General features: G+C 63.1%; 23 protein-coding genes and 1 pseudogene. 19 read left to right on the top strand and 5 right to left on the bottom strand.

What is annotated here, in order from left to right:
* Window positions 1-110 precede the first annotated feature (110 nt).
* From AC1RJY_RS13565 to tgt, 8 genes are all read left to right on the top strand, one after another.
* Window positions 111-1,322, top strand: a complete 1,212-nt coding sequence (locus AC1RJY_RS13565; RefSeq protein ID WP_210064651.1) for a PucR family transcriptional regulator — start codon at window positions 111-113, stop codon at window positions 1,320-1,322.
* A gap of 155 nt (window positions 1,323-1,477) precedes the next feature.
* Window positions 1,478-2,845 (top strand): MFS transporter, encoded by a 1,368-nt coding sequence (locus AC1RJY_RS13560; RefSeq protein ID WP_210064653.1) that lies wholly within the window; start codon window positions 1,478-1,480, stop codon window positions 2,843-2,845.
* A complete protein-coding gene (locus AC1RJY_RS13555; protein WP_011773490.1) occupies window positions 2,842-3,249 on the top strand; it encodes a RidA family protein in 408 nt (135 codons plus the stop codon). The genes AC1RJY_RS13560 and AC1RJY_RS13555 overlap by 4 nt, the downstream gene beginning before the upstream one ends.
* The gene (locus tag AC1RJY_RS13550; RefSeq protein ID WP_498602505.1) at window positions 3,246-3,854 is read left to right on the top strand and encodes an RraA family protein; all 609 of its coding nucleotides are present in this window, start codon (window positions 3,246-3,248) and stop codon (window positions 3,852-3,854) included. Before AC1RJY_RS13555 ends, AC1RJY_RS13550 begins: the two co-directional genes overlap by 4 nt.
* Before the next feature lie 77 nt (window positions 3,855-3,931).
* Window positions 3,932-4,471 (top strand): NUDIX hydrolase family protein, encoded by a 540-nt coding sequence (locus tag AC1RJY_RS13545; protein ID WP_011773488.1) that lies wholly within the window; start codon window positions 3,932-3,934, stop codon window positions 4,469-4,471.
* Between the two features lie 73 nt (window positions 4,472-4,544).
* Window positions 4,545-5,528 (top strand): DUF6707 family protein, encoded by a 984-nt coding sequence (locus tag AC1RJY_RS13540; protein ID WP_011773487.1) that lies wholly within the window; start codon window positions 4,545-4,547, stop codon window positions 5,526-5,528.
* Between the two features lie 60 nt (window positions 5,529-5,588).
* Complete coding sequence (locus tag AC1RJY_RS13535; protein ID WP_011773486.1) at window positions 5,589-6,299, top strand: SRPBCC family protein; 711 nt, start codon at window positions 5,589-5,591, stop codon at window positions 6,297-6,299.
* Window positions 6,300-6,346: 47 nt separating this feature from the next.
* Complete coding sequence (gene tgt / locus AC1RJY_RS13530; RefSeq protein WP_498602504.1) at window positions 6,347-7,657, top strand: tRNA guanosine(34) transglycosylase Tgt; 1,311 nt, start codon at window positions 6,347-6,349, stop codon at window positions 7,655-7,657.
* Between the two features lie 81 nt (window positions 7,658-7,738).
* On the opposite strand, the gene AC1RJY_RS13525 is transcribed toward tgt, so the two are convergent.
* Window positions 7,739-8,449 carry a queuosine precursor transporter gene (locus AC1RJY_RS13525; protein ID WP_498602503.1) on the bottom strand — a complete coding sequence of 237 codons (711 nt, stop codon included), beginning with the start codon at window positions 8,447-8,449 and terminating at the stop codon, window positions 7,739-7,741.
* 250 nt (window positions 8,450-8,699) lie between these two features.
* Between AC1RJY_RS13525 and AC1RJY_RS13520 the strand changes: the two genes are divergently transcribed.
* From AC1RJY_RS13520 to AC1RJY_RS13510, 3 genes are read left to right on the top strand one after another with little or no spacing between them, the layout of a single operon-like run.
* Window positions 8,700-9,362, top strand: a complete 663-nt coding sequence (locus AC1RJY_RS13520) for a TetR/AcrR family transcriptional regulator (protein WP_011773483.1) — start codon at window positions 8,700-8,702, stop codon at window positions 9,360-9,362.
* The gene (locus AC1RJY_RS13515) at window positions 9,359-10,273 is read left to right on the top strand and encodes a TIGR01777 family oxidoreductase (RefSeq protein WP_498602502.1); all 915 of its coding nucleotides are present in this window, start codon (window positions 9,359-9,361) and stop codon (window positions 10,271-10,273) included. The genes AC1RJY_RS13520 and AC1RJY_RS13515 overlap by 4 nt, the downstream gene beginning before the upstream one ends.
* A gap of 45 nt (window positions 10,274-10,318) precedes the next feature.
* Window positions 10,319-10,771 (top strand): hypothetical protein, encoded by a 453-nt coding sequence (locus tag AC1RJY_RS13510; protein WP_498602593.1) that lies wholly within the window; start codon window positions 10,319-10,321, stop codon window positions 10,769-10,771.
* 44 nt (window positions 10,772-10,815) lie between these two features.
* Here the strand turns inward: AC1RJY_RS13510 and AC1RJY_RS13505 are convergent.
* Window positions 10,816-11,247: pseudogene (locus AC1RJY_RS13505) on the bottom strand (methyltransferase family protein); the annotation flags it as partial.
* 313 nt (window positions 11,248-11,560) lie between these two features.
* On the opposite strand from AC1RJY_RS13505, the gene AC1RJY_RS13500 reads away from it, so the two are divergent.
* The 5 genes from AC1RJY_RS13500 (at window position 11,561) to AC1RJY_RS13480 (ending at window position 17,101) form a co-directional block, all read left to right on the top strand.
* Window positions 11,561-12,970 (top strand): MFS transporter, encoded by a 1,410-nt coding sequence (locus tag AC1RJY_RS13500; RefSeq protein ID WP_498602501.1) that lies wholly within the window; start codon window positions 11,561-11,563, stop codon window positions 12,968-12,970.
* 185 nt (window positions 12,971-13,155) lie between these two features.
* On the top strand, window positions 13,156-13,818 hold the full coding sequence (locus AC1RJY_RS13495) for a response regulator transcription factor (RefSeq protein ID WP_011773479.1): 663 nt from the start codon (window positions 13,156-13,158) through the stop codon (window positions 13,816-13,818).
* Complete coding sequence (locus AC1RJY_RS13490; RefSeq protein WP_498602500.1) at window positions 13,815-15,230, top strand: sensor histidine kinase; 1,416 nt, start codon at window positions 13,815-13,817, stop codon at window positions 15,228-15,230. Before AC1RJY_RS13495 ends, AC1RJY_RS13490 begins: the two co-directional genes overlap by 4 nt.
* The gene (locus tag AC1RJY_RS13485) at window positions 15,223-16,212 is read left to right on the top strand and encodes a TAXI family TRAP transporter solute-binding subunit (RefSeq protein WP_014920741.1); all 990 of its coding nucleotides are present in this window, start codon (window positions 15,223-15,225) and stop codon (window positions 16,210-16,212) included. Before AC1RJY_RS13490 ends, AC1RJY_RS13485 begins: the two co-directional genes overlap by 8 nt.
* A gap of 52 nt (window positions 16,213-16,264) precedes the next feature.
* Complete coding sequence (locus tag AC1RJY_RS13480; protein ID WP_430515953.1) at window positions 16,265-17,101, top strand: hydroxymethylpyrimidine/phosphomethylpyrimidine kinase; 837 nt, start codon at window positions 16,265-16,267, stop codon at window positions 17,099-17,101.
* An 88-nt stretch (window positions 17,102-17,189) separates the two neighbouring features.
* Here AC1RJY_RS13480 and AC1RJY_RS13475 read toward each other — a convergent pair whose 3' ends face one another.
* Window positions 17,190-18,122, bottom strand: coding sequence for a cytochrome b/b6 domain-containing protein (locus AC1RJY_RS13475; RefSeq protein WP_011773475.1), 933 nt, complete (start codon window positions 18,120-18,122; stop codon window positions 17,190-17,192).
* A 303-nt stretch (window positions 18,123-18,425) separates the two neighbouring features.
* Here AC1RJY_RS13475 and AC1RJY_RS13470 point away from each other — a divergent pair, with 303 nt between their 5' ends.
* Complete coding sequence (locus AC1RJY_RS13470; protein ID WP_014920738.1) at window positions 18,426-19,040, top strand: TetR/AcrR family transcriptional regulator; 615 nt, start codon at window positions 18,426-18,428, stop codon at window positions 19,038-19,040.
* On the opposite strand, the gene AC1RJY_RS13465 is transcribed toward AC1RJY_RS13470, so the two are convergent.
* Window positions 19,037-20,338, bottom strand: coding sequence for a serpin family protein (locus AC1RJY_RS13465; protein WP_498602498.1), 1,302 nt, complete (start codon window positions 20,336-20,338; stop codon window positions 19,037-19,039). The two genes, AC1RJY_RS13470 and AC1RJY_RS13465, sit on opposite strands and share 4 nt — an antisense overlap.
* 140 nt (window positions 20,339-20,478) lie before the next feature.
* Window positions 20,479-21,993, bottom strand: coding sequence for an XRE family transcriptional regulator (locus AC1RJY_RS13460; RefSeq protein ID WP_014920736.1), 1,515 nt, complete (start codon window positions 21,991-21,993; stop codon window positions 20,479-20,481).
* Window positions 21,994-22,137: 144 nt separating this feature from the next.
* On the opposite strand from AC1RJY_RS13460, the gene aceA reads away from it, so the two are divergent.
* Together aceA and aceB are read left to right on the top strand one after the other, a co-directional pair.
* Window positions 22,138-23,481 carry an isocitrate lyase gene (aceA, locus tag AC1RJY_RS13455; protein WP_011773472.1) on the top strand — a complete coding sequence of 448 codons (1,344 nt, stop codon included), beginning with the start codon at window positions 22,138-22,140 and terminating at the stop codon, window positions 23,479-23,481.
* 113 nt (window positions 23,482-23,594) lie between these two features.
* Window positions 23,595-25,247, top strand: coding sequence for a malate synthase A (gene aceB / locus AC1RJY_RS13450; RefSeq protein WP_498602496.1), 1,653 nt, complete (start codon window positions 23,595-23,597; stop codon window positions 25,245-25,247).
* The last annotated feature ends 66 nt before the right edge of the window (window positions 25,248-25,313 follow it).

Here is a 25,313-nt window from a genome sequence, read left to right as displayed (position 1 = left end):
CGGACGCTGGGGGTGCCCGGGCAAATTTGTGTGACTCAATCCATAGTGCCAGTAGTTTTCCCCAAAAAAACTAGCAATCCACCCCGGAATCGTGGCGCTAGAATGTGTGGATGCACAATTCCGAGACATCCGGGCATTCTGTTCGCTGGGCCGAGTTGGTGGACGAGCTTGAAGGCAGGCTGGACACCCTGGCCCAGGCCTTCACCACGAGAGTCCGGGAAATCCCCGAATACGGCGAAAGCCAAGTGACGGTCCTGGAAATCCAGGAGACCGCACGGGAGACTTTCCGGCGGCTGATCAGCGGCCTGAGGAATGGCAGGGCGGACAGCCGCGATGGCCTGCTCGACTTCGCCTCAGACCTCGGCTCCAAGCGCGCTCGAGCCGGCATCCCACCGGAGTCCCTCACCTCTGCCGTGCGGCTGGACTTCAGCATTCTTTGGGCCGAACTGCTGGAGATCGCCCACACTGAGGACGCCGCCTTGCTGGCCACCAGGGTGGACCAGGTGTGGAGCGTCGTGGACGAATTCGCCACCCGGACGCACACCAGCTACCTGACCGAGCGCGTCAGGATGGCGCAGGAAGAGTCCAGCATCCAACGCGAGTTCATCGCACGCCTGTTCAACCAGAGCAGCCCGTCCCTGGAAACCTCCTCCCAGGTAGCTGCGGCACTGGGCATCAACCCCGAATCGCGCTTCGCCTTGGTGGCAGCAAGCGGCGAACCCGGTGCCCGGCTACGCGCCGCAACGTCCCAGTTCGGATCGGGGCAGCACACCCGGCAGCGCTTGTTTCTCCACGAGTCCGGCGGCAACACCTATGTTTTCTGGGCGCTGCCGGCTGTTCGGACGCGGGGTGCTGAGCCCCTTGGCGAGACGCGCAGCCCTGAAGCCGACGGCCAGCAGCTGCCGCCCGGCGTCGTCGATGTCCCATGTGGCTACGTGCCCGAGGTCCTTGGACTGCGGGCCCTTCCAGGGGCCGCCCGCACCGCGGAGAGCCTCGCTGCTCTGCTGCGGCCACGGGATTCCGGTCCACTGTCAGCTGATTCCGCGTGGGCGCGGCTGGCCCAGCAAAACCTGCAGGATGCAGGCCTGGACCTCGCCGCGGAACTCGAAGAAGCCCTGGCCGAGTGCCGGGGCGGCGAGCGCGAGCGACTGCTGGAAACGGTCCGGAACTACCTGTCCACCGGCAACGTCACCGTCACGTCCGAGCAGCTGTTTTGCCACCGCAACACCATCCTCAACCGGCTCAACCGCTTCCAGGAGCTGACGGGAATCGACCTCGCCGTCCCAGCGAAAACGGCACGGCTGGTGGTGGCGTGGGCCTAAGCTTCAGCAGGCGAAGCTGCGCACCGGTGTGTGTTCTCACATTCCTGGCCGCGGTTTGCTGGAGATTATGCCATTGATGGTGTGATCCGGCACACACCATAGTTGTAGCTACCTTGCACCGGACATTCGTCCCCGCACCCCATCCGGAGAATCAGATGGCCCACACGGTAGATACTTCCTCCGCATCCACATCCAGGCTGGACCTGGCCAAGATGCGCAAGATTGCCCTTGCCAGCGTTATTGGCACCACCGTCGAGTGGTACGACCTTTTCGTGTTCGGAACAGCGTCGGCCCTCGTCTTCAACAAGATCTTCTTCCCCAGCTTTGATCCGATCGTCGGCACCATGCTGGCGTTTGGCACGTTCGCTTCCGCCTACATTGCCCGCATGGTGGGCGCCATCATCTTCGGCCACTTCGGTGACCGGCTGGGGCGCAAATCCATGCTGCTGGTCTCCCTCCTGACCATGGGAGCGGCAACGTTCGCCATTGGCCTGCTGCCGGACTACAACAGCATCGGCATCATGGCACCACTTCTGTTGCTCTTCCTCCGCGTCATCCAAGGACTGGCACTAGGCGGCGAATGGGGCGGTGCCGTGCTGATGACCGTTGAACATGCTCCTCCCGCACGTCGCGGCTTCTACGGTTCACTGGTGCAGGTTGGCGTTCCCGCAGGCACCCTGATCGCCAACGTGGCCTTCCTGATTGTGGCCTCCACGGTCAGCACCGAGGCCCTGTACTCCTGGGGCTGGCGCATTCCGTTCCTCGCCTCGGTCCTCCTGGTCACCGTGGGCATCTACATCCGGCTGCACATCGAGGAAACGCCGTCCTTCCAAGCCGTCAAGACCGCCGGCGCTAAAGCCAAGATGCCGTTCGCCGCGCTGATGGCCAAGTACTGGAAGCAGGTTGTCCTGGGCGGCGTCGCTACCCTGTCCACGGGCAGCACGTTCACCCTGCTGGTGGCCTCCGGCGTCTCCTACGGTAAGAAGGAACTCGGCCACTCGGAGAGCCTGATGCTATGGGTGGTCCTGGCCTCCTGCATCCTGGGGCTGTTCCTCATCCCGTTCTTCGGGAAGCTCTCCGATAAGTTCGGCCGCAAACCCATCATCTTCGCCGGCGTGGCAGCCGAGGCCGCCCTCGCGTTCCCCATGTTCTGGCTCATGGACACCAAATCGGTGGCACTGCTGTTCGTCGCCTACCTGGCCATGATGACCGCGTTCTGCGCCAACTACGGCCCCATCGCAACGTTCCTTGCCGAGCTCTTCGGATCCAAGGTCCGCTACTCCGGCCTGTCCGTGGCCTACATGCTGTCCGGCCTCCTGGGCAGCGCCGCCACCCCGTTCGTCACCACATGGCTCCTGGGCATGACGGGCCAGAGCTCCTCGATTGCCTGGTACATCATGGCCGCAGCCGGGCTGTCCTTGGTGGCTCTCTTCCTGCTGACCGAAACCCGGTACGGCAACATCGACGCCGTCGATGAGGCACCGGCGTCCGCTGGCTCCACGGAAGCCGCGGCAGCGCGGTGACCGTCACCACCATCGAGCGCCTGGCCGGCATCCCCGGCCAGGCGCCCGCCGTCGGGCCCTTTTCCCCGGCGGTCATTGCCAACGGTTTTGTCTTCACCTCCGGCCAGATCCCCGCGATCACCGGCCTGGACCATCAGCCGGACAGCTTTGAAGGGCAAGTCCGGCAAACCATCCAGAACCTCGCGGGCGTGTTGGAAGCCGCAGGATCCAGCCTTGAACACGTGGTCAAGGTCAACACCTACCTGACCAGCCAGGACCAGCTCGAGGAGTACAACCGCGTGTATGTGGAGTACTTCGGCACCGCCAAACCGGCCCGGACCACCGTATGCGTGAGCCTTTGGGGCGTGTCCCTGGAAATCGAATGCGTAGCTGTCGTTGCCCAGAAACCGGAGGTAACCCCGTGAGCCCAACACTCCTGCAGGACCTGAGCGATGTCAGCTACCCCACCGTCGGGCACTTCCTTGAGGATGGCTTCGTCTCCCCCGCCATCCAGTCGTTGCTGGCAAACGTGAAAATTGCCGGCCCCGCCGTCACAGTCCGCATCGCAGACCACGACGCCATTGCCATGAACCACGCACTCTTGGCACTCCGTCCCGGCGATGTGCTGGTGGTGGACATGGGCGGCGACCACCAGCATGCGCCCGTGGGGGCCGTCACGGCAGCCGCAGCGCTCGCCCAAGGAGCAGCCGGCGTGGTGGTTGATGGCGTGGCCACCGACGTCCTGGAACTCCGGGAGACCGGCCTGCCCGTGTTCGCCCGCGGAACATCGTGCCTGACCACCAAGCGCCTGTACGGAACCGGCTCCGCCGTCAATGTCCCGGTGCACTGCGGAGGCGTGGAGGTCAGCCCCGGAGACCTGGTCCTGGGCGACGATAACGGGCTGATCATCCTCTCCCCCGAAGCGGCAGGCAACGTGCTGGGGAAAGCGCTCGCATCCGACGCGGCGGAGCCCGCCATCCTTGCCCGCATAACATCCGGGGAGCCGCTCGAGTCCGTTCTGGCCCTCTAATACCGCCGAGAGCGTAACCACGCAGCCAGCGGAACGCCACCAAGGAACTTCGGCTGGGGATGCGGTAGAACTTAACCATGAGCGTACGTACACCCGACCCGTATCCAGGCTGGCTTTCAGATGAAGACCTCTTCGAAGCCCGCGGCCGACTCCCCATGGTCTATGTGGAGGCTGTTCCGGTCAGGCTGGACCCGCTCGGGTATGTGAACGAAGTCGGCACCCTCCTCCAGGGCGACGCCGACGGAAACATGGTCCGCTACCTCGTCTCCGGCCGCGTCCTCTACCGCGAGACCATCCGCGCGGCCCTCCTGCGGCACATGGAGAAGGACCTCGGCCCCTTGGCTTTCCCGCAGCTGCCCATCAGCCCAGTTCCCTTCACGGTGGCCGAATACTTCCCGGCTCCCTCCCAGACAGGTTTCACGGACGACCGCCAGCACGCCGTTTCGCTGGCTTACATCATTCCTGTGACCGGCGAATGCGACCCCCGCCAGGACGCCTTGGAACTCACGTGGATGACGCCCCAAGAGGTGCTCAGCGACAACGTGCAGCAGGAATTCGACGGCGGCCGCGGGAACCTCGTGCGGCAGGCACTGGCTTTCTCGGGCATCGTCCTCTAGCGGGTCCCGACACCCGCGTCGGCAGCTCTTTGTAGACTGGACGGCGGACCCCACGAGAACCAAAGGACTTCCGATGACTCACAGCCCAGCCACACAGCAATACAAGGAAAAGCAGGCTGGGGACCTGCAGCCCGGGGATTTTGTGTTCCCACCCGGCGACGGGCCGGCCGAGGAAATCGCCGCCGTTGAGGTGGAAAACGACGATTACGGCTTTGCCGCGTTGCTGCTGGTGACACTGGTCGACGGCGGCACGGTGCGGATCGCTGTTGGATCCACCGTTCCTGTGGGTGACGGTGTTCCGGCCGACGCCGAAGGCTCCATCCCAAGCGCCGCGGACTCCAGCACCTCCGCGGAAGGCGACGCCGAGGCTCCCGCCGGACCCGCCGTCGTGGTTCCTCCCCGCCCGGAGACGCCGCCCGCGTACACCGGCCCCACCGCCGAAGAGCTCGCGCTCATCCCCGAGCCCGACGGCACACCCGAAGCCGTAGTCCGTGCCGCCGCCGCCAACCACAAAGGCAAGAACGGGGTGCAGGTCCTGGCAGAACGGCTGGCGAAGGGCATCAACACGAAGTCCGGAAGCTGCCTCCGGGACCTCAGTGACCTCGCCTTTGACCTGTGCATCGTGCTGCGCGATCCGGACCACGCCTTGACCGTCGCCGACCTGCTGAATGTGTTGCCGTTTGACGGAAACCTGGACCGCTGGGCGTCCATCGAGCGGGCGCTGGCGTTGTCCAGTTTCATCTGCCGCGAGGCCGGACAAAGCGAACGAGCCGCGGTCTACGAGAAACTGCTGCGCGCGCCCGAGTCCCAGGAAGAAGACCCCTTCAAAGCCCGGATCAATGCCCGGGTCCGGCAGCGCTCGCTGAACGAACCCAACCTGTACGACAAAGAAATCTTCCGGGCGATCGATAACGGCAACCACGAAGCCGAGCGCGAATGGCGGTTCCTGCGTCTCGAAGCGCTGATGTTCCTGCGCGCCCACGGCGGATCGAAGACCATCGACGAGGACGAGCTGGCCCGGCGGATCGGCAATGAACTCGAGTCGGTGCGCGCGTAACGCTATTTCGGGAATATCAAGCCCTGTTCTGTGGGCGCCAACGGCGGTAGATTCGGGGCCATGACGAACAATCTGAGCGTTGTGATTAATGCCGACGCGCAGCAGGTTTGGACAATGCTGCGTGAACCGTCGCTGGTGGCCCAATGGCACGGCTGGGAAGCCGATGACCTCAACGACGAAATCAAACAGATCTACTTCAACACAGATGTTGTGGAGGGACCCGATCATACGAGCCTGACCGTCAACGGCGGCGATGTCTTTGAGCTCCACCCCGTCTCCGGTGGTACCGAAGTGCGGGTCACCAGGGCCGCCCTCGACCACAACTCGGAATGGGCCGAGTGGGATGAGGACATCACCCAGGGCTGGCTCACGTTCCTGCACCAGCTGCGCTTCGCGCTGGAACGGCACCCCCACGGGCACCGACGTACGCACTTCATCTCTCTTCCGGGCAAGGGCGGGCCGGCGATTGAGAAGCTGGGACTCGGGGATTTGCCGCCTGTTGGGGAGGAGTACTCACTCACACTCGCCACCGGCGAGAAGATCTCCGGCAAGGTCTGGTTCAAGAGCCGCCACCAGGTGGGCCTCACCGTGCACAGCTACGCCGAGCATGGGGACGGACTGCTGATCGTCGCGGAGCAGCTGCCGATTCCGGAAAAAAGGCCCGACGGCGGGTCAATGGTGATTGCCTCCACCTACGATCTGGGAGCCCACACGTTGGCTGACATCCGGTCCTCGTGGGACAACTGGAAGGCTGAGAACTACGGTTCGTAGAGGTTTTTGGGCAAGTTACCCGCGGTAAAGCTGGCACACTTGGTAGCGTGCCAGCTTCCTCTTCTGCTCCTGCTTCTTCTCCTGCGCTGCCCGGTTTGTCCCAACGGCAATCCGAGTTCTCCTTTTCGGTGGGCAAGCGCCTGACGGAAACGTGCTCGCCGTCGGACTCTCAGGTGGACGCCAACGGCGGCGCTTTCCTGGGCCGCACCGGAACCATCACCACGCCGCACGGGACCATCCAGACGCCCGCGTTCATCGCCGTCGGGACCAAAGCAACCGTCAAGGCAGTGCTGCCGGAGTCGATCGCCGGGCTCGGCGCGCAGGCTGTCCTGGCCAACGCCTACCACCTGTACCTGCAGCCGGGACCTGAGATCCTCGACGCCGCGGGCGGGCTGGGCGCGTTCATGAACTGGTCCGGGCCTACCTTCACAGACTCGGGCGGATTCCAAGTGATGAGCCTCGGCTCCGGGTTCAAAAAAGTCATCGATATGAAGAACGTGGACAGCTCAGGACCCGACGACGCAGTAGCGCCTGGCAAGGAGCGGCTGGCGCACATTGACGACGACGGAGTCTGGTTCAAATCGCACCTCAACGGGGATCGGCACCGGTTCTCCCCCGAAATTTCCATGCAAGTCCAGCACCAGATCGGCGCGGACATCATGTTCGCCTTTGACGAGCTCACCACGCTGCAGAACTCACGTGCTTATCAGGAGGAGTCACTGGAACGGACCCGGTTGTGGGCGCTGCGGTGCTTGGAGGAGCACGCTCGCTTGACCTCATCCCGTGTGGGCAAGCCGTACCAGGCGCTGTTCGGCGTGATCCAGGGCGCCCAGTACGAGGACCTGCGCCGCAAGGCATGCCAAGACCTTGGCGCCATGCCCTTTGACGGGTACGGCATCGGCGGGGCGCTGGAGAAGGAGAACCTTGGCACGATCGTCCGCTGGTGCAACGAGGAACTTCCCGAGGACAAGCCCCGGCACCTGCTGGGCATCTCGGAGCCGGACGACATTTTCACGGCCATCGAGAACGGCGCCGACACGTTCGACTGCGTCTCCCCCACCCGCGTTGCCCGGAACTCCGCGTTCTACACGCCGTTTGGCCGGTTCAACCTGTCCGGCGCTAAGTACAAGACCGACTTCGGGCCCCTGCAGGACGGCTGCGACTGCTACACCTGCGTGAACTATTCGCGGGCCTACATCCACCACCTGTTCAAGGCCAAGGAAATGCTCTCGGCAACCCTGATCTCCATCCACAACGAGCGTTTTGTGGTGAAGATGGTGGACGATGCCCGCCTCGCCATCGAATCCGGGGACTTCTTTGAGTTCAAGGCGGAGACTCTGGGCCGGTACTACCCCTAGGCGTCGAGTTCGCCGGAAGCATGCGTGAGCGTGCGGAATCTTGCGGCGACCTCACACGCTTCCGGCGAACTCGGCGAAAGCCTACGCCGCGACGACTCCGTAGCTCGGCTCGCGCTTCTTGATCCAGCCAACAACCAGCACTGTGACCGGGACGAACAGGAACTCCACGGCGGTCTTGTAGACGAAGCCCACCAGGACGTAGTTCAGGAACGAGCCGAAGTCCGTGATGCCAATGACCGACGCCGCGATGCTGCAGAAGATCAGGGTGTCCACGAATTCACCCACCACCGATGAGCCCATCAGGCGCGCCCACAGTGACTTCTCGCCGGTGCGGGCCTTCATCTTCACCAGGATCCAGGAGTTGATGGTCTGCCCGGCCAGGAAAGCGAGCAGCGAACCGAGGACGATCAGCGGAACCGGGCCCAGGGCACCTTCGATGGCAGCCTGCTTGGCGGTTCCATACTCGTCATTGAAGCCGGGCAGCACGATGATGATCCAGTAGCAAAGGGATGCGAACATCGAGAGCGCGAACGAGGTGATGATGGCCTTGCGCGCCACCTTGAAGCCGTAGACCTCACTCATGACGTCGCCCAGAATGTAGGCGAGCGGGAACAGGAAGAACCCGCCGTCAGTGATGATCGGGCCAAGCACGACGCCCTTGGACGCGCCGATGTTGGACAGGATCAGCACCACGGCCATGATGGCCAGCATGATGCCGAAATACGGGGAGCCGATCGAAGCGAAGCGCGGAGCGGGCTTGCTCAAAGTACTGGAGCCGGAGGGCGAGGGCATGGGTCATCCATTTCGTAGTGGTTCGCGCAGGCCCCCATAGTGAGGTTGCCCCGCTGTATTAGCACTGTGGTTGGTGGGGCATCGGGCCCGGCACCGGTTCCATTCTCCCACCACGGACCCTCTCTCACATCCCACCCCCTTCCGAGCAACCCTCTCTCACCTCCCACCATCCTGTCACCGTTTTGAACACGTTCAGAAAAGTGACATACTCGTTCTTGAACACGTTCAAAATTCACGCAAGGAGCAGCTGGTGGCAGCAAAGAGTGAACAGACCCGGCAATTGGTGGCCGATGTTGCGCTGAAGATGTTCCGCGAGGTCGGCTTCGAAAAGACCACCATGCGCGCCATCGCACAGGAGGCCGGAGTCTCGGTCGGCAACGCCTACTACTACTTCGCTTCCAAGGACGAGCTGGTCCAGGAGCTGTACATCCAAGTCCAGGATGAGCACGCCGTGGTTGCGGCGCAGGCCCTCGAAGGGGTTCAGGATCTCGCGGGGCGCCTGAAAGCAGTGCTCCACACCGGCGTCGACGTCATGGCGCCGTACCACCAGTTCGGTTCCGATTTCATCGCGACGGCGATCCGGCCGTCGTCGCCCGTCAATCCGTTCGGCGCGGCGTCCACCGCCGCCCGCGAGGCTTCCCTCGCGATCTTCCGGTCCGCCGTCGAAGGTTCCTCTCCCGCCGTCGCCAAGAAGCTGCGCGGCGACCTGCCTGAGCTGCTGTGGTTGGCGTACATGGGCGTCGCGCTGTTCTGGGTTTACGACAAATCCGAGGACCAGCGCCGGACACGAAAACTTATCGACGGCGCTGCCCCGCTGGTGGCGCGCGGCCTGTCGCTGGCGAAGATTCCCGGTGTAAGCAAGGTGTTCGACGACGTCCTGGGGCTCGTGCGCAGTGTCAAGGAAGAGTCATGATGTCGCGGACGGTGGTGATCGCGGGTGCTTCCGGCTTCATTGGCAGTTACTTCCGGCGTCGGTTTGTAGCCGAGGGGTGGCAGGTCCGGACCGTTGGGCGGGACGCCTCGGCGGACGCGCAATGGCACGACGACGGCGCCATCACCAAAGTGCTGGACGGCGCCGAGCTGCTGGTGAACCTCGCCGGACGGTCTGTGAATTGCCGCTACGACGAGAAGCACCGGCGGGAGATTCTGGACTCCCGCGTTCTGACTACACGTGCATTGGGCCGGGCCGTGGCTGCCTGCGCCGAACCGCCCCGGACGTGGATCAACTCGAGTACTGGAACCATCTACCGGCACGCCGAAGATCACCCACAGTCGGAGGTCGCGGGCGAATTGGGCAGCGGGTTCTCCGTGGACGTAGCCCGGGCTTGGGAGGATGAGTTAGCGGCTGCTGTTGTGCCGGCTACGCGGAAGGTGCCGCTGCGCATTGCGATCGTGTTGGGGGCCGGCGGGGTCATGAGCCCCCTCCGTAACCTGGCCCGGCTTGGCCTGGGTGGACACATGGGCCCGGGCACGCAAAAGTTCAGCTGGATCCATGTGGAGGACTTGTTCCGGGCGGTGGTGTTTATCCACGCGGATCCCGGGGTGACGGGTCCGGTGAACGCAGCGTCGCCCTACCCCGTGGACAACCGGGAGCTGATGGCCCTGGTTCGACGGAGCATGGGTGTCCCCTTTGGCATCCCGACGCCAGCGTGGCTGCTGGAGGCCGGAGCCGTTCTGATCCGTACGCAAACGGAGTTGGTGCTGAAGAGCAGATGGGTGGAGCCCCGAAAACTGCTCGATGCCGGCTTCACGTTTGGGTACCCGTCGTTGGCAGGCGCCCTCAACGACGTAGCCAATGGCAAGGCCGATCCCTCGCTCACATAATCGCCCCTTCAACCGAACGCTCGCTCATATCCCTCGGAGGTCGTCATGAGCCAGGACCCGTGGCCAATCGATGAAGACTACTCGCTGGCAACAAGGAGCCCATCCACTGGATGGCGCTATGGACCGAAGGACCGGGTGGTACTGGGAGGCAAAGGACTGACTCTGGGCATCGCCGTGGCGCACTTGACGTTCTGCGTGTTGCTGTCCATCCAGAGTCCCGAGTGGGCCGTTGTCTTTTTCATTTACAGCCTGCTTCCAGTCTGGGCAGTTGGTGCCTCGGTTGGTTCACTCCTCGGACTGGCCCTGCGACGCGTTCGGAACCAGTGGGTTCACGTGGCCGCATTCTTCGCTGCGGGATTGCTCATGTGTGTGCCCTTCGGCGCATTTTCATCCACGGGTTCGCTCCTGTTTTCCTCGTCCATAGCCGTCGCCGCCTGCGTTGGCCGCGTAGCCATCTGGAAGCTGGTGCGAATTAACCAGATGGGCGAGCCCACATAGCGGGGGACGTCTCTCTGGTATTCGGCATAGGGCTGGCCAAATCGCTCCTTGAGCATATTTTCTTCCCACAGCGCGCCCAGATGTTCCACCAGCATTCCAGCAGGCAAAGTCACCAAAGCCCAAGCGGAACCCCTGGAAACCGCCACACCTGTGTGAATCAGCCACCACCCCAGATACATCGGATGGCGGCTCGCTGCATAGGGTCCGCTGGTCACCAGACCTTCGGGATGACCCAGAGCAAAGCTTCCAGTCGTTTTACGCCGGCGCTCCGCAACAGCCCAAGCGGTGATTCCCGCGCCGGTCAGAGCCAAGCCCGCACCGGTCGCCCGGCGTCGGACGTCGCGCCCAGGGACGAAGGCCGGATGCAGACGATCGAGGACTACATCCAGCACCAGGCCCACAACTTGCCCGGGTGGCAGCGGAATACTGGCTGCCTCCCGTTTCACTGCGCGGGCGGTTCGTAGAACTGCACCCATGCCAAGAAGATAACCCCGGCCGCCCGGGAAAGCCACAGCCGAAGCTGCAACCGGGAATCCTGTGGCGAGCGCCCGCCGTCGAGCACTAACCGACGTCACCCGAAACCTAAGGAAGTGTTAGGAAATCCCCCGCGGACTAGGGCTGTGCCGTGCATCACCCATAGTTTGGAACATGTCCTCTTCACCCTGGAGGGCCTTTCTTAGTCGACGAAGAGCCATGCGCAAGGACGCCATGAGCACGAGCTTCATGGACAGAACGAACTCATGCAAGACACGGCCGTTGCAAAACGCTGCCGTCCAGGAAGGTTCATTGATGAGCACCCAACAAGCTGCACCTCTGAGCGAAGCCGCCCAGACACGCAAGGCCGTGAGCAACATCCTCAAGGGCTCCGCGGGCAACCTCGTGGAGTGGTTCGACGTTTATGTCTATACCGCTTTTGCGGCGTATTTCCAGTCGCACTTTTTCAACTCCTCGGACGATCTGCAGGCAGGCCTTGAGGCGATGGCGGTCTTCTCGACGTCGTTCCTTATGCGCCCGATCGGCAGCTGGTTCTTCGGCCGCTACGCCGACCGTAAGGGCCGCAAAGCTGCGCTGACACTCAGCGTGACCATGATGTCGGCGGGATCTTTCGCCATCGCGATCCTGCCAACGCAGGACGTCATCGGCCTCTGGGCTCTGATCCTGCTGGTGTTTATCCGCATGATTCAGGGCTTCTCGGTGGGTGGCGAGTACGGCACCAGCGCTACGTACATGTCCGAGGCTGCAACGGCCAAGCGCCGCGGTTTCTTCTCCAGCTTCCAGTACGTGACGCTGATCGGCGGCCAGATGCTGGCCCTCCTGGTGCTGGTGATCCTGCAGAACACCATGAGCAAGGAAGACCTGACGGCGTGGGGTTGGCGCATTCCGTTCGCCTTGGGTGGCGTTGCTGCGTTGGTTGTTCTCTGGCTTCGCCGTTCGATGGAAGAGACTCTTTCCGCAGACCAACTCCGCGCCGCACATGTCAAGGTTGAGGGTGAAGCGCAGCCTGGCACCATGAAGCTGCTGTTCACCAAGCACTGGAAGCCGCTGCTGATCTGCATCGGCATCACCCTGGGTGGCACCGTGGCGTTCTACACGTACACCAACTTCATCCTCAAGTTCATGAACGATACGTCCGGCATCGCCAAGACCGACACCTCCGTCATCAACTTCTGGGCTCTGTTCATCTTCATGCTGCTGCAGCCCGTGTATGGCATGCTCTCGGACAAGATCGGCCGCAAGCCGTTGTTGATCTGGTTCGGCGTCACTGGCGTACTGTTCACATGGCCGCTGCTCTCCACCCTGGCTGGAACCAAGGACCCGTTCGTGGCATTCCTCCTGATGTTCGGTGGCCTGCTGATGGTGGGCGGCTACACGTCCATCAACGCGCTGGTGAAGGCCGAACTGTTCCCGGCATCCATCCGCGCACTCGGCGTTGGACTCGGTTATGCGATTGCCAACTCGCTGTTCGGCGGCACCGTTCCACTGATTGGAGCTGCGCTGCAGAAGTCGGGCCAGGTGGATATGTTCTTCACCTACGTCACCGCCGCGATCTTCATCTCGCTGCTGGTTTACATCTTCGCGCTGAAAAACAAGAAGTCGACTCACCTGGATGCGGAGCAGGGCCACGCCTTCGTGGCGAAAGGCACCGCAAAGGGCGCTGCGAAGGACGACGACGACAAGAAGGACCTGGTCAACGCCTGATCTGTTTCTGCGCCTGATCTGTGCGCCTTGTGAGGCCCGTTCTGCGCTCTTTGGATACTCCGAAGGGCGCGGAGCGGGCCTCACAACGTTAAGCTCTAGTAGCGGACAAGCCCTACGGACTGGCCCAACCAGCTCGAACGGACCAGCCCCGCGGACCAGCCCACGGCAAGCCAAAGGACATGACAGTGCACGTGCTCATCGTCGAGGATGACGACGCCATGGCGTCGGCCTTGAGTGCAGCCGTCGCCTCCGCCGGCCACAAGCACACCCGGGTTTCCCGCGGGGAGGATGCGCTGCTCGCTCACCGCCAGCACGAGGTCATCCTTCTTGACCTCGGCCTTCCGGACCTGGATGGCTTGGACGTCCTGCGGAAACTTCGCCAGGTCACACAGATCCCCATCCTGATCCTGACTGCCCGCGACGACGAACGCAGCGTGGTGCTGGGCCTCCGATCCGGAGCGGATGACTACCTCGTCAAACCGGTGAAGCTCGTGGAATTGCTCGCCAGGATCGAAGCCGTGACGCGTCGGACCAACAGGGTGGGCAACACAGCACCCCACAACATAGTCCTCGGAGAACTGGAAGTGGACCTCGACCGCCGCCTGGCATCCGTGGGCCAAAGGCAACTGGCCCTGACCGCAACGGAGTTCGACCTCCTGAGCCTCCTCGTCAGGAACGCAGGCTCGGTGGTGACCCGGGAGCAGATCCTTGACGCGCTTTGGGGTGACGCGTTCCTGGCACACTCCAGGTCCTTGGACGTGCACCTCACAGGCCTCAGGTCCAAGCTCCAGCTTCCCGGATTCATCATCAACGTCCGAGGCGTCGGCTACCGCGTAGAGCAACCGTGAAAGTCCGCGTTCTGGCCATCCTGAGCCTGCTTGTGGTGGTCATCGTTGTGACGGTTTCCAGCGTGATCCTCACATCGGCCAGCCGAGAGCTCACCCAGGAACTGCAGATCAACCGTGTCGCAGCCCTTAACCGTTTCGCGCAGCTGGCCAGCGACTCCGCAGAGGACAACAACACAACTCAACTGCAACGGGAAATGGACCGGTATTCCGAGCTTTATGGTGAAGGGATCCTGATCCGGCTTCAAGAAAAGAAGATCCGCTCCGGCGGCCTCAGCGAGGACCAGCCCGAGGTCCGCGACGCCCTCAACCGGGCGAGTCTCAACCTCAGCGACACCACGCTGAACCCCATTCGCGCCTTCGGGACCGGCAACGACATCATTTCCAGGCCCTTCGGCACAGCGAGCCAGGTCCTCGGCGAAGTGGTTGTTGAAGTCAACCTCGACGCCGCGCGGCAGAAACTACGCGAGCGGTGGCTCGTGGTTGGACTTGCCGCGGCGGCGCTGGGTGCGCTGCTCCTGGTGGCGGCGTCCCGCATCACGGCTTGGGTTCTTCGGCCGGTCCACAGACTGAGCAAGGCAGTCCACGAGCTCGAAGCCACGGGTAAGACCAGCCAGCTTCCCGAGGCCGGTCCGCCTGAGCTCCGCGAGCTGAGCCGGTCCTTCACGGCCATGGCAGATACCGTGACCGAAAGCATGGAGTCACAGCGCCGGCTCATCGCCGATACTTCACATCAGCTCCGGAACCCTGTTGGCGCGCTGCGCCTGCGCATCGATCTGCTGCAGCTCGCCCTGCGATCGGAACCCGGGAAAGAAGCTGCGGCCGGAGTGGTGGCGGAACTTGAGCGGGTTGAGGAAATGCTCGACGGCGTGCTGAAGCTGGCTACCGCTGAACACCGGGCTTCTGAAGGGTCTGCCCGTGCGGAACAGGAATCAGGGCACCAGCGTTTGGGCATCACCAATCCTTTCCCGGTCCTGCAGGGCGAAGTGGAAAGGGCGACGCCGGCAGCTCACCTTGCGGGGGCACAGCTGACGTTGGTGGGCCCACCGTCTGACAGCCCGATCGTGTGCGACCCCGACGAACTCGCACACATGGTGGGCGAACTCCTCGCCAATGCCATCAAGTACGCCCCGGGTGCCCGCATTACCGTGGCCATCAAAGCTACGAAAGGAGGCACCGCCGTCGAGATTTCCGACGACGGTCCCGGCCTCCCGGCCGAACAGCTCGCCGCGTCCACCACCAGGTTCTGGCGGGCGCCGCAGCACAGCAGTATCCCTGGCAACGGGCTGGGCATGACCATCGTGGAGCGGCTGGCAGAAGCAAATGGCGCGAAGTTGGTCCTGGAATCGCGCGAGCCGCACGGGCTCACTGCCCGTCTCGAGTTCGCACGACCACGGGAGGACGGTCATGCTTGAGTTCCCTGTCATGTCCCGGCGGAGTGTCCTTCAAACCGCCGTGGCACTTAGCCTGGGCGGCAGTCTGCTCACGGCCACCGCCGCGTGCACTCCGGAGGAACCCCTGCAGGAGCTCACCGTCGCCGGTGGTGAAGCCGGCGGCTTCTATCTGGAGTTCGCCACCCTCCTGGCGGCGCTGCTGCAGCGGGAGCGCGTCGCCGGAAGGGCCGTCGCATTGACTACTGGCGGCAGTCTGGAGAACATCCAGCGGGTCCTGTCCGGCGAGGCGACCTTCGCCGTCGCGCTGGCCGACGCAGCAGCCCAAGCAGCCGCGCCCGCCGGTAAGCCAGCGCAGCCCGAAAGCAAGTTGGTGGCGCTTGGGAAGGTGTACCAGAACTACGTCCACTGCCTGGTGCGGGAGGACAGCGGAATCCGCACCTTTACTGACTTGGCAGGGAAGGCTGCGGGCGTGGGCGAAGTGGGCTCGGGGACAACGCTCACGGCCGGACGGATCATTGCGGCCGCGGGACTGTCTGAACCGGACCGGGCTGTGAAGCAGGTGAACCTTGGTTTGAACCAAGCTCTGGCTGCCTTGAAGGACGGGTCCATCGACGTCATGATCCAGTCGGGAGGCGTACCTACGGCACCCATCGCTGCCGCGGCGCGGGACCTCGGCGTCCGGCTGCTTGACCTCTCCGACCTCATTCCGGCCACGCGGGCTCAGTCCGGGTTCTTCTACGACCGCGTCCTGATCCCCGCCAACAGCTACGGGGACGCGCCGGCTGTGTGGACAGTCGGCGTCGCGAACCTTCTTCTGTGCCGCAGCGATCTGGCGGACCATGTTGTTCGGCAAACTGTGGAGCTGTTGGTGGAACAGGCCCAGGATCTGGTTCCGAAATCCAGCACCGGCGTGCAATTCCTTAGCCCGGAGACGTTAATCAACACGGCCGGTGTCCCCTTGCATCCGGCGGCGGAGGCCGCCTATCGGGCACTGCATGGGTAGCCCTCACGGGCCAAAATCGGTCCACGGCCGGGCAACTGGCAAAATGGAAACCATGACTTCAGCCGTTGCCCCTGCCATTGCCCTGACCATCGCCGGTTCCGAAGCGACCGGCGGCGCCGGTGCGCAGGCCGACCTCAAGACCTTCCAGGAACTCGGAGTGTTCGGCATAGCGAACCTCACCTGCATCGTGTCCTTCAACCCGCAGGACAACTGGAACCACCGTTTTGTCCCGGTGGATCAGCAGGTCATCGCGGACCAGTTGGAGGCCACGACGGCGGCATACGGTGCCGCTTCCGGCGCACCTTCGGTCCTGGACACCGTGAAGATCGGCATGCTGGGAAGCCCGGCAACCATCAGCACCGTGGAGAAGGCACTGACTGACGGCGATTTCGCGAATGTGGTTTTGGACCCGGTTTTGATCTGCAAGGGCCAGGAGCCGGGCCACGCCTTGGACACTGATCAGGCGCTGAAGGCCCAGATCCTGCCGCTGGCGACCTTCGTCACGCCGAACCACTTCGAAGCGGAGTCGCTGTCAGGGCTGACCATTAGCGATGAAGAGTCGCTCAAGGCTGCTGCTATCAGGATCCACGAGATCAGCGGTGCAGCAGTCCTCGCCAAAGGTGGCGTGCGGCTGGAAGGCCCGGACGCCGTCGATGTTTACTACGACGGCGAGACGCTGGAAGTCCTCCGCGCCCCGAAGGTTGGCGAAGTGGCTGTGTCCGGCGCTGGTTGCTCCCTTGCTGCAGCTGTGACCGCCGAGCTCGCCAAGGGTGCGACGCCCCTTGAAGCAGCCCGGACTGCGAAGGCTTTCGTGACTGCCGGCATCAAGAACCGGGTGTCCTCCGGTGCGCCGTTCGATGCCCTGTGGCAGGGCGGGGCTCTGTCCTAGCTTCTCTCGTTACAGACAAAAGCAGCCGCCCCGGAAACACTTCCGAGGCGGCTGTTTGTCTTTGCGTGAGGGCTTCTTTGCGTGAACGCTAGCGCGAGACCTTGCCCATGAGCGAGGCGATCGGCCGCAGGAACAGCGGGCGGGCAAGGAACCAGGCGGCCGCAGTGAAGACGATGGAAGCCGCGAAGATGCCGAAGCCCCACCAGCTGTTGTTATCGTCGTTCGACGCGTACATGTGGTTGAGATTCCTCAGGGCGCCGGTAGCCAGCACCAGGGTGACGTGGACGATCACGAAGGCCACGAAGTAGATCATCACCGGGAAATGGACCTTCCGGGCCAGTTCGATCGGGTAGAACTTGTTGATCGCAGCCTTCTTGGGCCATGCACCGGACATCCGAATGCCCGTGAGGATGGCCAGCGGTGCCGCGATGAACACCGTGATGAAGTAGGTCAGGAGCTGGAGGCTGTTGTAGTTGTTCCAACCGTTTTCAACCGGCCAGTTCAGCGAGGCGTACTGCAATCCGGCGGAGACGGCGTTGGGGAAGACATCCCAGCTGGTGGGAACGATCCTCAACCACTGACCGGTAGCGAAAAGCAGCACGATGAAGATGATGCCGTTCAGGACCCAGAGCGCGTCCAGCGTCAGGTGGAACCAGAGGTCCAGGCTGATCTTGGTGGGCGGGTTCTTGGTCTTGATGAAGCCCTTGTTGTTCCGGGTCCAGTTTGCCGCCGGGCGTGTGGTGGTCCGCACCTGCCAGCCCGAACGGATGATCAGGACAATGAAGAACATGTTCAGGAAGTGTTGCCACCCCAGCCAGGCGGGGAAGCCGGTGGGAGCGCCCTCAGGAACGGCCGAGTGCCCGGGGTAATCCACCAGGAACTGCTGGACCGGCTGAAGGGTCCGGAGCCATTGCGCCACGAGCACCAGGATGAGGGCCACCACCAAAGCTCCTGCGGTGACGACGACGGGTTTGAACCACCTGTTCGACGTGATCCCGGACGACTTGCTTGAAACGGACATCAGGCCGCGTTCCTCTCTGGCTTGTTTGGCTGCGACCAGTTGGCGCTATATAGCGATTCAACCAGTTGCAGCCCGACGGTGAAAACGGCACCCGGGTTTCGGGGCGTTCGACGTCAAAAATCGCAGCATTCGGATACATGCCGCAATACGTATTTCTAGAACAGACTTCCAGAATTATTTCCTGTGTTTCACGGGGCAGTCAAGGCTTGTTGATGGCTATGTGGATTCTTTCGGAGGTAGGATTCCAAAAAATGGCCGGTCGACACTCCGGTCTTTGCCTTGCCTGTGAGAGGAGCCCAAAGCATGGTCCGCAAGACATCCGAAGTAGCCAACAACGCGGGCTCCTGGCAATGGACCCGGACAGCTGCCACCCAACGCAACCTGCTGGACGCTGCCACCGAAGTGTTCGTCCAGCATGGCTTCACCGACGCGAGCATCTCGGACATCGTGGCGCGCGCCGGATCCAGCGTCGGCAGCCTCTATCACCACTTCGGAGGGAAGACCGAACTCTTCCTCGCGCTCTGGGACGACTACCAAAACGAGCACGAAAGGCTGGTCGCCGCGGCCGTGGCCAAAGCCCGGAAGGCCGGCGAAGACGATCCCTTAGCGCTGTTCAACGTGGGCAGTCGCAGCTACTTCGACTACACCTGGAAGCACCGGGATCTGGAGCGCGTGTTCATCGAAGGCGACACTCCCCCGGGCTTCGAAGTACTCAGGCGGGAACGCGGCCGCGAATGGGTCCGGCAGAACACCGTGCTCCTCGGCGCCAGCGACGACACCCTGGGCAGGCTCACGGTCGCGGTGATCACGGACATCGTGACAGTGTCCGGGCAGGAAGTGGCTCTGAGCGCATCCAAGCAGGCAGCCGACGAGGTTGTTCAAGCAGCTGCAGTCCTGGTGGAGCGACTGGTCCGCTAGCGCGGGTCCGCCACCCACCCCGTGAAGAGGGGCATGCCCGTCTCACTGTGAACGATCTGGTAATGGAACGGGTGATCAAGGATGATCTTCCGTTCCGGGACCATCGCGCTGGACGCCTCTGCATTGATTTGGGTCACCGCTGAAGCGATGGTCCCTTTCTCAGCAACAGTGATGTTGGCTGCCTGGGCCGCCTGCGTCAGCTTCATACCCTGCTGGATGGAATCGAAGTCGGTGGAAGTCGCCAGCATGTCCTTGAGTCCCAGCGTTTCGAACACTTTCCGCAGTTCGAATGTGGTTTTGTGGTCCCACTTGGGCATGCTGATGTGGACCATGTCCTGTTGTGCCCCGGAAAGCTCCCTCGCCACATCGGCAAGCACCTCCGCAGAAACCGCAGCCGGACCGTCCGGACCAGACGCACCGCCGTCGGGCAGTATCAGCCGCATCACGAAGCCCTCGGCGTAAGGCAGGTCCACTGCCTTCCAACCCGGAGCTTCCGCGTAGGCCATGGTGAGTGATGAGTGCATGCTGGGTACGTTGATCACTTCGCCTCCGGCCTTGGTGAAGGGGCTGTCCGCCGTGTCGTTCGCGTCGAAGGGAGCCTGCCAGGCTGCGGCGAAGTAGAGGGCGTTGAGCAGGCTGAAGGTGTTGTCCGGACTGTATTGTGCAGGGGCTTCCTTGATCCGCCCACCGGTGTTTTTGCTGACCCACTGGTCAATGGCGGGCTTGGTCACGGCCTCGTCCCTGAAGTTCACCGGATACACGCCCGTGCCAAAATGCTTACCCAGCGTGGTCAGAAAAGCCTCGCCAGTGGGCACCCCTTTGTCCACAAACAGCCCGTTGGCAGCGTGCATGACCGGCTTCTGCGGCGGGTTCTCTTCGTCCACTGAGCCGGGGTCGCCGTCGAACTTTTCAAGGGAGGCGAGCAGCGCGTTCATCGCTTCGTCGCGCCCTTCGGCCGGCAAACCCAGAACCGAGTCCATCTCCGCAGCAGTGACCCCCGACGCCCCGGCCCGGAGCATGCTCAACGCAATCAGCAGGCTGGCGGGCGACGAGACCACGTTGCCGTTGCCGGAGTCGCCGCCATCGGCGAGCAGCGTGACACCGAGCTTGCGCGCTGACGCATTGAAAGCCTCAAGCTGCGCAGAGTAGTCCGCAGTTTGAACCGAAACGCGAGTCACGCCGTCGGCCGTCAAGAGCCCGACGTCGGCTGGTTGGGGCGCGCAGGCACTGATCGTCGCCGAGCCGCTCACCAGCGCGGCTGCCGCGATCAGCGTTGTCGCTTTGCGGACTCGATTCATGACGCATCCCCCTGCTTGGTGTCGTCCTCACATGGTGCTCCGTTTGTGGTGGGAACTCACGCGATCTGAGAGAGGGATGGCCAAATGTTGCCGGAATGTGAGAGAGGGTCACTGCCAAGCACGAGGGATGTGAGAGAGGGTCAGCGCTCGGAGTGGGCCGCCAGGAAGCTGTATACCTCTGTCTCGTCCACGCCGGGGAACGCACCCGGGGGCATGGCTGCCAGCAGGTGCGAGTGCGCGCGGGCGGAGGGCCACGCGTTGCCGGCCCACTCGTTCGCCAATGATGCCGGGGGCCGCTTGCAGCAATTGGGATCCGGGCAGTTTGACGTTGCCCGGGCAGTGGTCTCGCGCCCCCGGAACCATTTCACATGCTGGTACGGCACACCAATACTCAGGGAAAATTCACCGGCGGCCGACCGTTCGGTCCGAGCCGTGCACCAGTACGTACCCGAAGGGGTGTCCGTGTACTGGCTGTAGGCGCTGAATTTGTCCGGCACATCGAACACTGCACGGGAGGTCCACGCCTTGCAGGACGGTTGTCCTTCAATTGCCCCGGTGTGGTCCTGCGGGAAGGTGACGCCGTCGTTCTCGTAGGCCTTGTAAATGATGCCGGACTGGTGGGTCTTCTGGAAGTGCGTGGTGATGCCCAAATGCTTGGTGGCCAGGTTGGTGAAGCGGTGCGCGGCCGTTTCGTAGGACACGGCGAAGGCGTCGCGAATGTCCTCCACGGCAATTTCCTTGGCGGCCTTGGCTTTTTGCAGGAACTCCACCGTGGCCTGCTCGGGGAGGAGCAAAGCGGCAGCGAAGTAGTTGGTCGCCACCCGCTGCGCCAGGAAATCCCCGTAATTGCGCGGAGTTTCGTGCCCCAGGACGTAGTGGCCCAGCGCCTGCAGGAGGACCGAACGGGGGTCATGATCCTGGCGTTGGTTCTGCGTCAGATAAATTCTGCGGTTCTTCAAATCGGTCACGGACCGCGTGGAATGGGGAAGATCACCCACATGGTGCAGGGTGAAACCCAGGTTCTCGGCGATGTCCGCGATAACGTGCTGGCTCAGCGGACCGGTGGTGTAACCCACTCCTTTGAGGACCTTCTGCGCCTCCGCCTCGTACTCGGGGAAATAGTTGCCGCGCTCGCGCATCATGGCACGCAACTCGCCGTTCGCACGGCGGGCTTCTTCCGGCGTCGCCACCTGCTCATTAAGTTTGCGTTCGAGCTCCTGGAGCAGCCCCACCTGAGACTCCAGCACATCGAGCGGAAGCCGCGAGCTGATGCGGATTTTGGGCAGGTTGAGAGACTCGTAGAGCGGCCCGCGCTGGTACCGTTCGAGCTCAATTTCCAAGGCCGCCCGACGGCTTGGCGGCTCGGCTCCGAGCAGCTGATCGATGGTCACATTCAGTGACGCGGCGAGCTGCTGCAGCAGCCCCAACTTGGGCTCGCGTTTGCCGTTTTCGATAAGGCTCAACTGGCTGGGTGCGGTCCCGACGGCGGCACTCAAGTCGTCCAGCGTCAGCCCCGCCTGCTTGCGCAGATGGCGCACGCGGCGGCCAAGGCTGATGACGTCCAGTTCAGGGGACGCAGCGGGTAACGACGGCGACGCGACTTCGCGATTCCAGCTCACAGGCGACATTTCTTGAGAATACGCGAAGAAGTGCATTTCTTTCCATAGTTTTCCCCTAGTAACCCTCTTGGAAGTGCAGAAAAGTAGGTCTTACGAAAAGAAATACAGACCCCGGGCAAGCCGGCCGATGCAGCAAAGGCGCAGCGGAGGCCGGCCCGGGCACCACATAGGAGATCAAAGATGACCGCTTCATTTGAACCAGCAGAGTCGTCCGCTCAGGACACAGCAGGCGAGCAGGCCGCAGCGCTGGAACTTGAATGGTCCGCCAACCCGCGTTGGGAAGGCGTCACCCGCGATTACTCGGCTACCGACGTCGTCCGCCTCCGCGGTCGCGTCTCCGAAGAGCACACCCTGGCCCGCCGCGGTTCGGAGAAGCTGTGGAAACAGCTCACCGAAGAAGCTCCTACCGGCGGCTACACCAACGCTTTGGGTGCACTGACCGGCAACCAGGCAGTGCAGCAGGTCAAGGCCGGCCTCCGCGCCATCTACCTTTCCGGTTGGCAGGTTGCAGCTGACGCCAACCTTTCGGGCCAGACCTACCCGGACCAGTCCCTGTACCCGGCCAACTCGGTACCCCAGGTTGTCCGCCGCATCAACAACGCCCTGCTCCGCGCAGACCAGATCGAATATGCCGAGGGCGTCAAGACCGTTGAGGACTGGCTCGTCCCGATCGTCGCCGACGCCGAAGCCGGCTTCGGTGGCCCGCTGAACGCCTACGAGCTCATGAAGTCCATGATCACCGCCGGCGCCTCGGGCGTTCACTGGGAAGACCAGCTAGCGTCCGAAAAGAAGTGCGGCCACCTCGGTGGCAAGGTCCTGATTCCCACCCAGCAACACATCCGCACCCTCAACGCAGCCCGTCTGGCAGCCGACGTCGCCGGCACCCCCACGGTGGTCATCGCCCGCACCGACGCCGAAGCAGCAACCCTGATCACCTCCGACGTTGACGAGCGCGACCAGGAATTCATCCTCCGCGAAGGTGGACAGCCTGTTCGCACGGCCGAGGGCTTCTACAAGGTCCGCAACGGCATCGAACCCTGCATCGCCCGCGCCAAGGCCTACGCACCGTACTCCGACCTCATCTGGATGGAGACCGGCACCCCGGACCTGGAGCTGGCCCGCAAGTTCGCCGAGTCGGTCAAGGCCGAGTTCCCGGACCAGATGCTTTCCTACAACTGCTCCCCGTCCTTCAACTGGCGCAAGCACCTGGACGACACCACCATCGCCAAGTTCCAGCGCGAACTCGGTGCCATGGGCTTCACCTTCCAGTTCATCACCCTGGCCGGATTCCACGCCCTGAACTACTCGATGTTCGACCTCGCCCACGGCTACGCCCGTGAAGGCATGAGTGCCTACGTCGAGCTCCAGGAAAAGGAATTCGCCTCCGAGTCCCGCGGCTACACCGCCACCAAGCACCAGCGCGAAGTCGGCACAGGCTACTTCGACGACATCGCAACAGCGCTCAACCCGAACGCATCCACCCTCGCACTGGTCGGATCGACCGAAGAGGGCCAGTTCCACTAAACCAATTCCCGACGGCGGCTGTCGCCTCCGGCCTGCGGACCGGCTCCTTGGCCTGGTGCGCATCTCGCGGAAGTGCCGCCGTCGAACATTTGCTTCTCATAGGAGAGATTGAAATGAACAGCTTCACTGACAACTTCACTATCAATGGCATCACCATCACCGCGCAGCCCATTTGCCGGCAGAACGAGGTCCTCACGCCGGACGCCCTCGAGTTCATTGGCAAGTTGCACCGGGCGACGGCGGATCGTCGTCAGGAGCTGATGCAGGCACGGCACGCCCGCCGCAACCAAATTTCAGGGGGCCAGGATCCACGGTTCCTGCCGCAAACCGAAGCCATCCGGAATGACCCGTCGTGGCGTGTCGCTCCCCCGGCGCCGGGCTTGGAGGATCGTCGCGTCGAGATCACGGGCCCGGTGGACAAGAAGATGACCATCAACGCCCTGAACTCCGGTGCCAAGGTTTGGTTGGCTGACATGGAAGACTCGTCCACACCGACGTGGCGGAACGTGATCCAAGGGCAGCTGAACCTGACCGATGCTTTGGAGCGCCGGATCGATTTCACTTCTCCTGAGGGCAAGGAATACAAGCTCAAGGCCGCCGAGGACCTGCCCACCATCGTGGTCCGCCCCCGTGGCTGGCATCTGCCGGAGAAGCACATGCTGATCGATGGCAAGCCAATCGCCGGAGGCATCGTGGACTTCGGGCTGTTCTTCTTCCACAACGCCCGCCGCCTGATCGCCCAGGGCAAGGGCCCGTACTTCTACCTGCCGAAGATCGAGAACCACCTCGAAGCCCGCTTGTGGAATGACATTTTCGTCCTGGCCCAGGACCTGCTCGGCATCCCGCAGGGCACCATTCGCGCCACGGTGCTGATCGAAACCATCACGGCTGCGTTCGAGATGGAAGAGATCCTCTACGAACTGCGTGACCATGCTTCGGGTTTGAACGCCGGCCGGTGGGACTACATTTTCTCCCTGATCAAGAACTTCCGCACCCGCGGACCGCGTTTCGTCCTCCCGGACCGCGGCCAGGTGACCATGACCCAGCCGTTCATGCGTGCCTACACGGAGCAGCTGGTCCGGGCTTGCCACCGCCGCGGGGCCATGGCGATCGGTGGCATGGCTGCTGCTGTTCCCAACCGCAAGGACGAAGCAGCAAACACCGCTTCGTTCGAGAAGGTCCGTGCGGACAAGACCCGTGAGGCCAATGACGGTTTTGACGGTTCATGGGTGGCCCACCCGGATCTGGTGCCGGTGTGCCGGGAAGTTTTTGACTCAGTTCTCGGAGACCGCCCCAACCAGCTGGACCGTTCACGCGAGGACGTCACTCCCGATGACCGCGCACTGATCGACATCGCAAGTACCGAGGGCACCATCACCGAGGGCGGGGTTCGCCTGAACATCGAAGTGGGAATCCGCTACATCGAGTCCTGGCTGCGGGGCAACGGAGCTGTGGCCATCCACAACCTCATGGAAGACGCCGCCACCGCGGAGATCTCCCGCTCCCAGCTGTGGCAGTGGATCCACTCCCACGCCATCACTGACCACGGTGACATCATTACCCGCGAATGGGTTGAGGACATGCTGGATGAGGAATACGCCCGCCTGGAACGCTTCGATGGAGACCGCTTCGCTGATGCCCGCGCCATCTTCGAAGAAGTCACCCTGGCCGAGGAATTCCCCACCTTCCTGACCATCCCCGCGTACGCCCGTTTCCTCACTGAGGCCCGTGAAGAGGCCACGGAGGAGGAACTCGTCGCGGCCTAGTTCTACTGGGTAGCGACACCATCAAGCCCCGACGCTGGGCTGCCTGCACTCTTCGCAACAAGTGAC

It is taken from the genome of Arthrobacter sp. GW822-FHT05G07 (genome assembly GCF_058799755.1).
The sequence above is the reverse complement of the archived record's forward strand: the minus strand, read 5'-3'. Positions and strand labels throughout refer to the sequence as shown.

What these genes read in the sequence shown, in the direction of transcription:
- AC1RJY_RS13565 (WP_210064651.1), top strand. Translation starts at nt 111, where the DNA reads ATGCACAATTCCGAGACATCCGGGCATTCTGTTCGCTGGGCCGAGTTG.
- AC1RJY_RS13560 (WP_210064653.1), top strand. Translation starts at nt 1,478, where the DNA reads ATGGCCCACACGGTAGATACTTCCTCCGCATCCACATCCAGGCTGGAC.
- AC1RJY_RS13545 (WP_011773488.1), top strand. Translation starts at nt 3,932, where the DNA reads ATGAGCGTACGTACACCCGACCCGTATCCAGGCTGGCTTTCAGATGAA.
- AC1RJY_RS13540 (WP_011773487.1), top strand. Translation starts at nt 4,545, where the DNA reads ATGACTCACAGCCCAGCCACACAGCAATACAAGGAAAAGCAGGCTGGG.
- AC1RJY_RS13535 (WP_011773486.1), top strand. Translation starts at nt 5,589, where the DNA reads ATGACGAACAATCTGAGCGTTGTGATTAATGCCGACGCGCAGCAGGTT.
- AC1RJY_RS13525 (WP_498602503.1), bottom strand. Translation starts at nt 8,449, where the DNA reads ATGCCCTCGCCCTCCGGCTCCAGTACTTTGAGCAAGCCCGCTCCGCGC.
- AC1RJY_RS13515 (WP_498602502.1), top strand. Translation starts at nt 9,359, where the DNA reads ATGATGTCGCGGACGGTGGTGATCGCGGGTGCTTCCGGCTTCATTGGC.
- AC1RJY_RS13510 (WP_498602593.1), top strand. Translation starts at nt 10,319, where the DNA reads ATGAGCCAGGACCCGTGGCCAATCGATGAAGACTACTCGCTGGCAACA.
- AC1RJY_RS13500 (WP_498602501.1), top strand. Translation starts at nt 11,561, where the DNA reads ATGAGCACCCAACAAGCTGCACCTCTGAGCGAAGCCGCCCAGACACGC.
- AC1RJY_RS13485 (WP_014920741.1), top strand. Translation starts at nt 15,223, where the DNA reads ATGCTTGAGTTCCCTGTCATGTCCCGGCGGAGTGTCCTTCAAACCGCC.
- AC1RJY_RS13480 (WP_430515953.1), top strand. Translation starts at nt 16,265, where the DNA reads ATGACTTCAGCCGTTGCCCCTGCCATTGCCCTGACCATCGCCGGTTCC.
- AC1RJY_RS13475 (WP_011773475.1), bottom strand. Translation starts at nt 18,122, where the DNA reads ATGTCCGTTTCAAGCAAGTCGTCCGGGATCACGTCGAACAGGTGGTTC.
- AC1RJY_RS13470 (WP_014920738.1), top strand. Translation starts at nt 18,426, where the DNA reads ATGGTCCGCAAGACATCCGAAGTAGCCAACAACGCGGGCTCCTGGCAA.
- AC1RJY_RS13465 (WP_498602498.1), bottom strand. Translation starts at nt 20,338, where the DNA reads ATGAATCGAGTCCGCAAAGCGACAACGCTGATCGCGGCAGCCGCGCTG.
- AC1RJY_RS13460 (WP_014920736.1), bottom strand. Translation starts at nt 21,993, where the DNA reads ATGCACTTCTTCGCGTATTCTCAAGAAATGTCGCCTGTGAGCTGGAAT.
- aceA (WP_011773472.1), top strand. Translation starts at nt 22,138, where the DNA reads ATGACCGCTTCATTTGAACCAGCAGAGTCGTCCGCTCAGGACACAGCA.
- aceB (WP_498602496.1), top strand. Translation starts at nt 23,595, where the DNA reads ATGAACAGCTTCACTGACAACTTCACTATCAATGGCATCACCATCACC.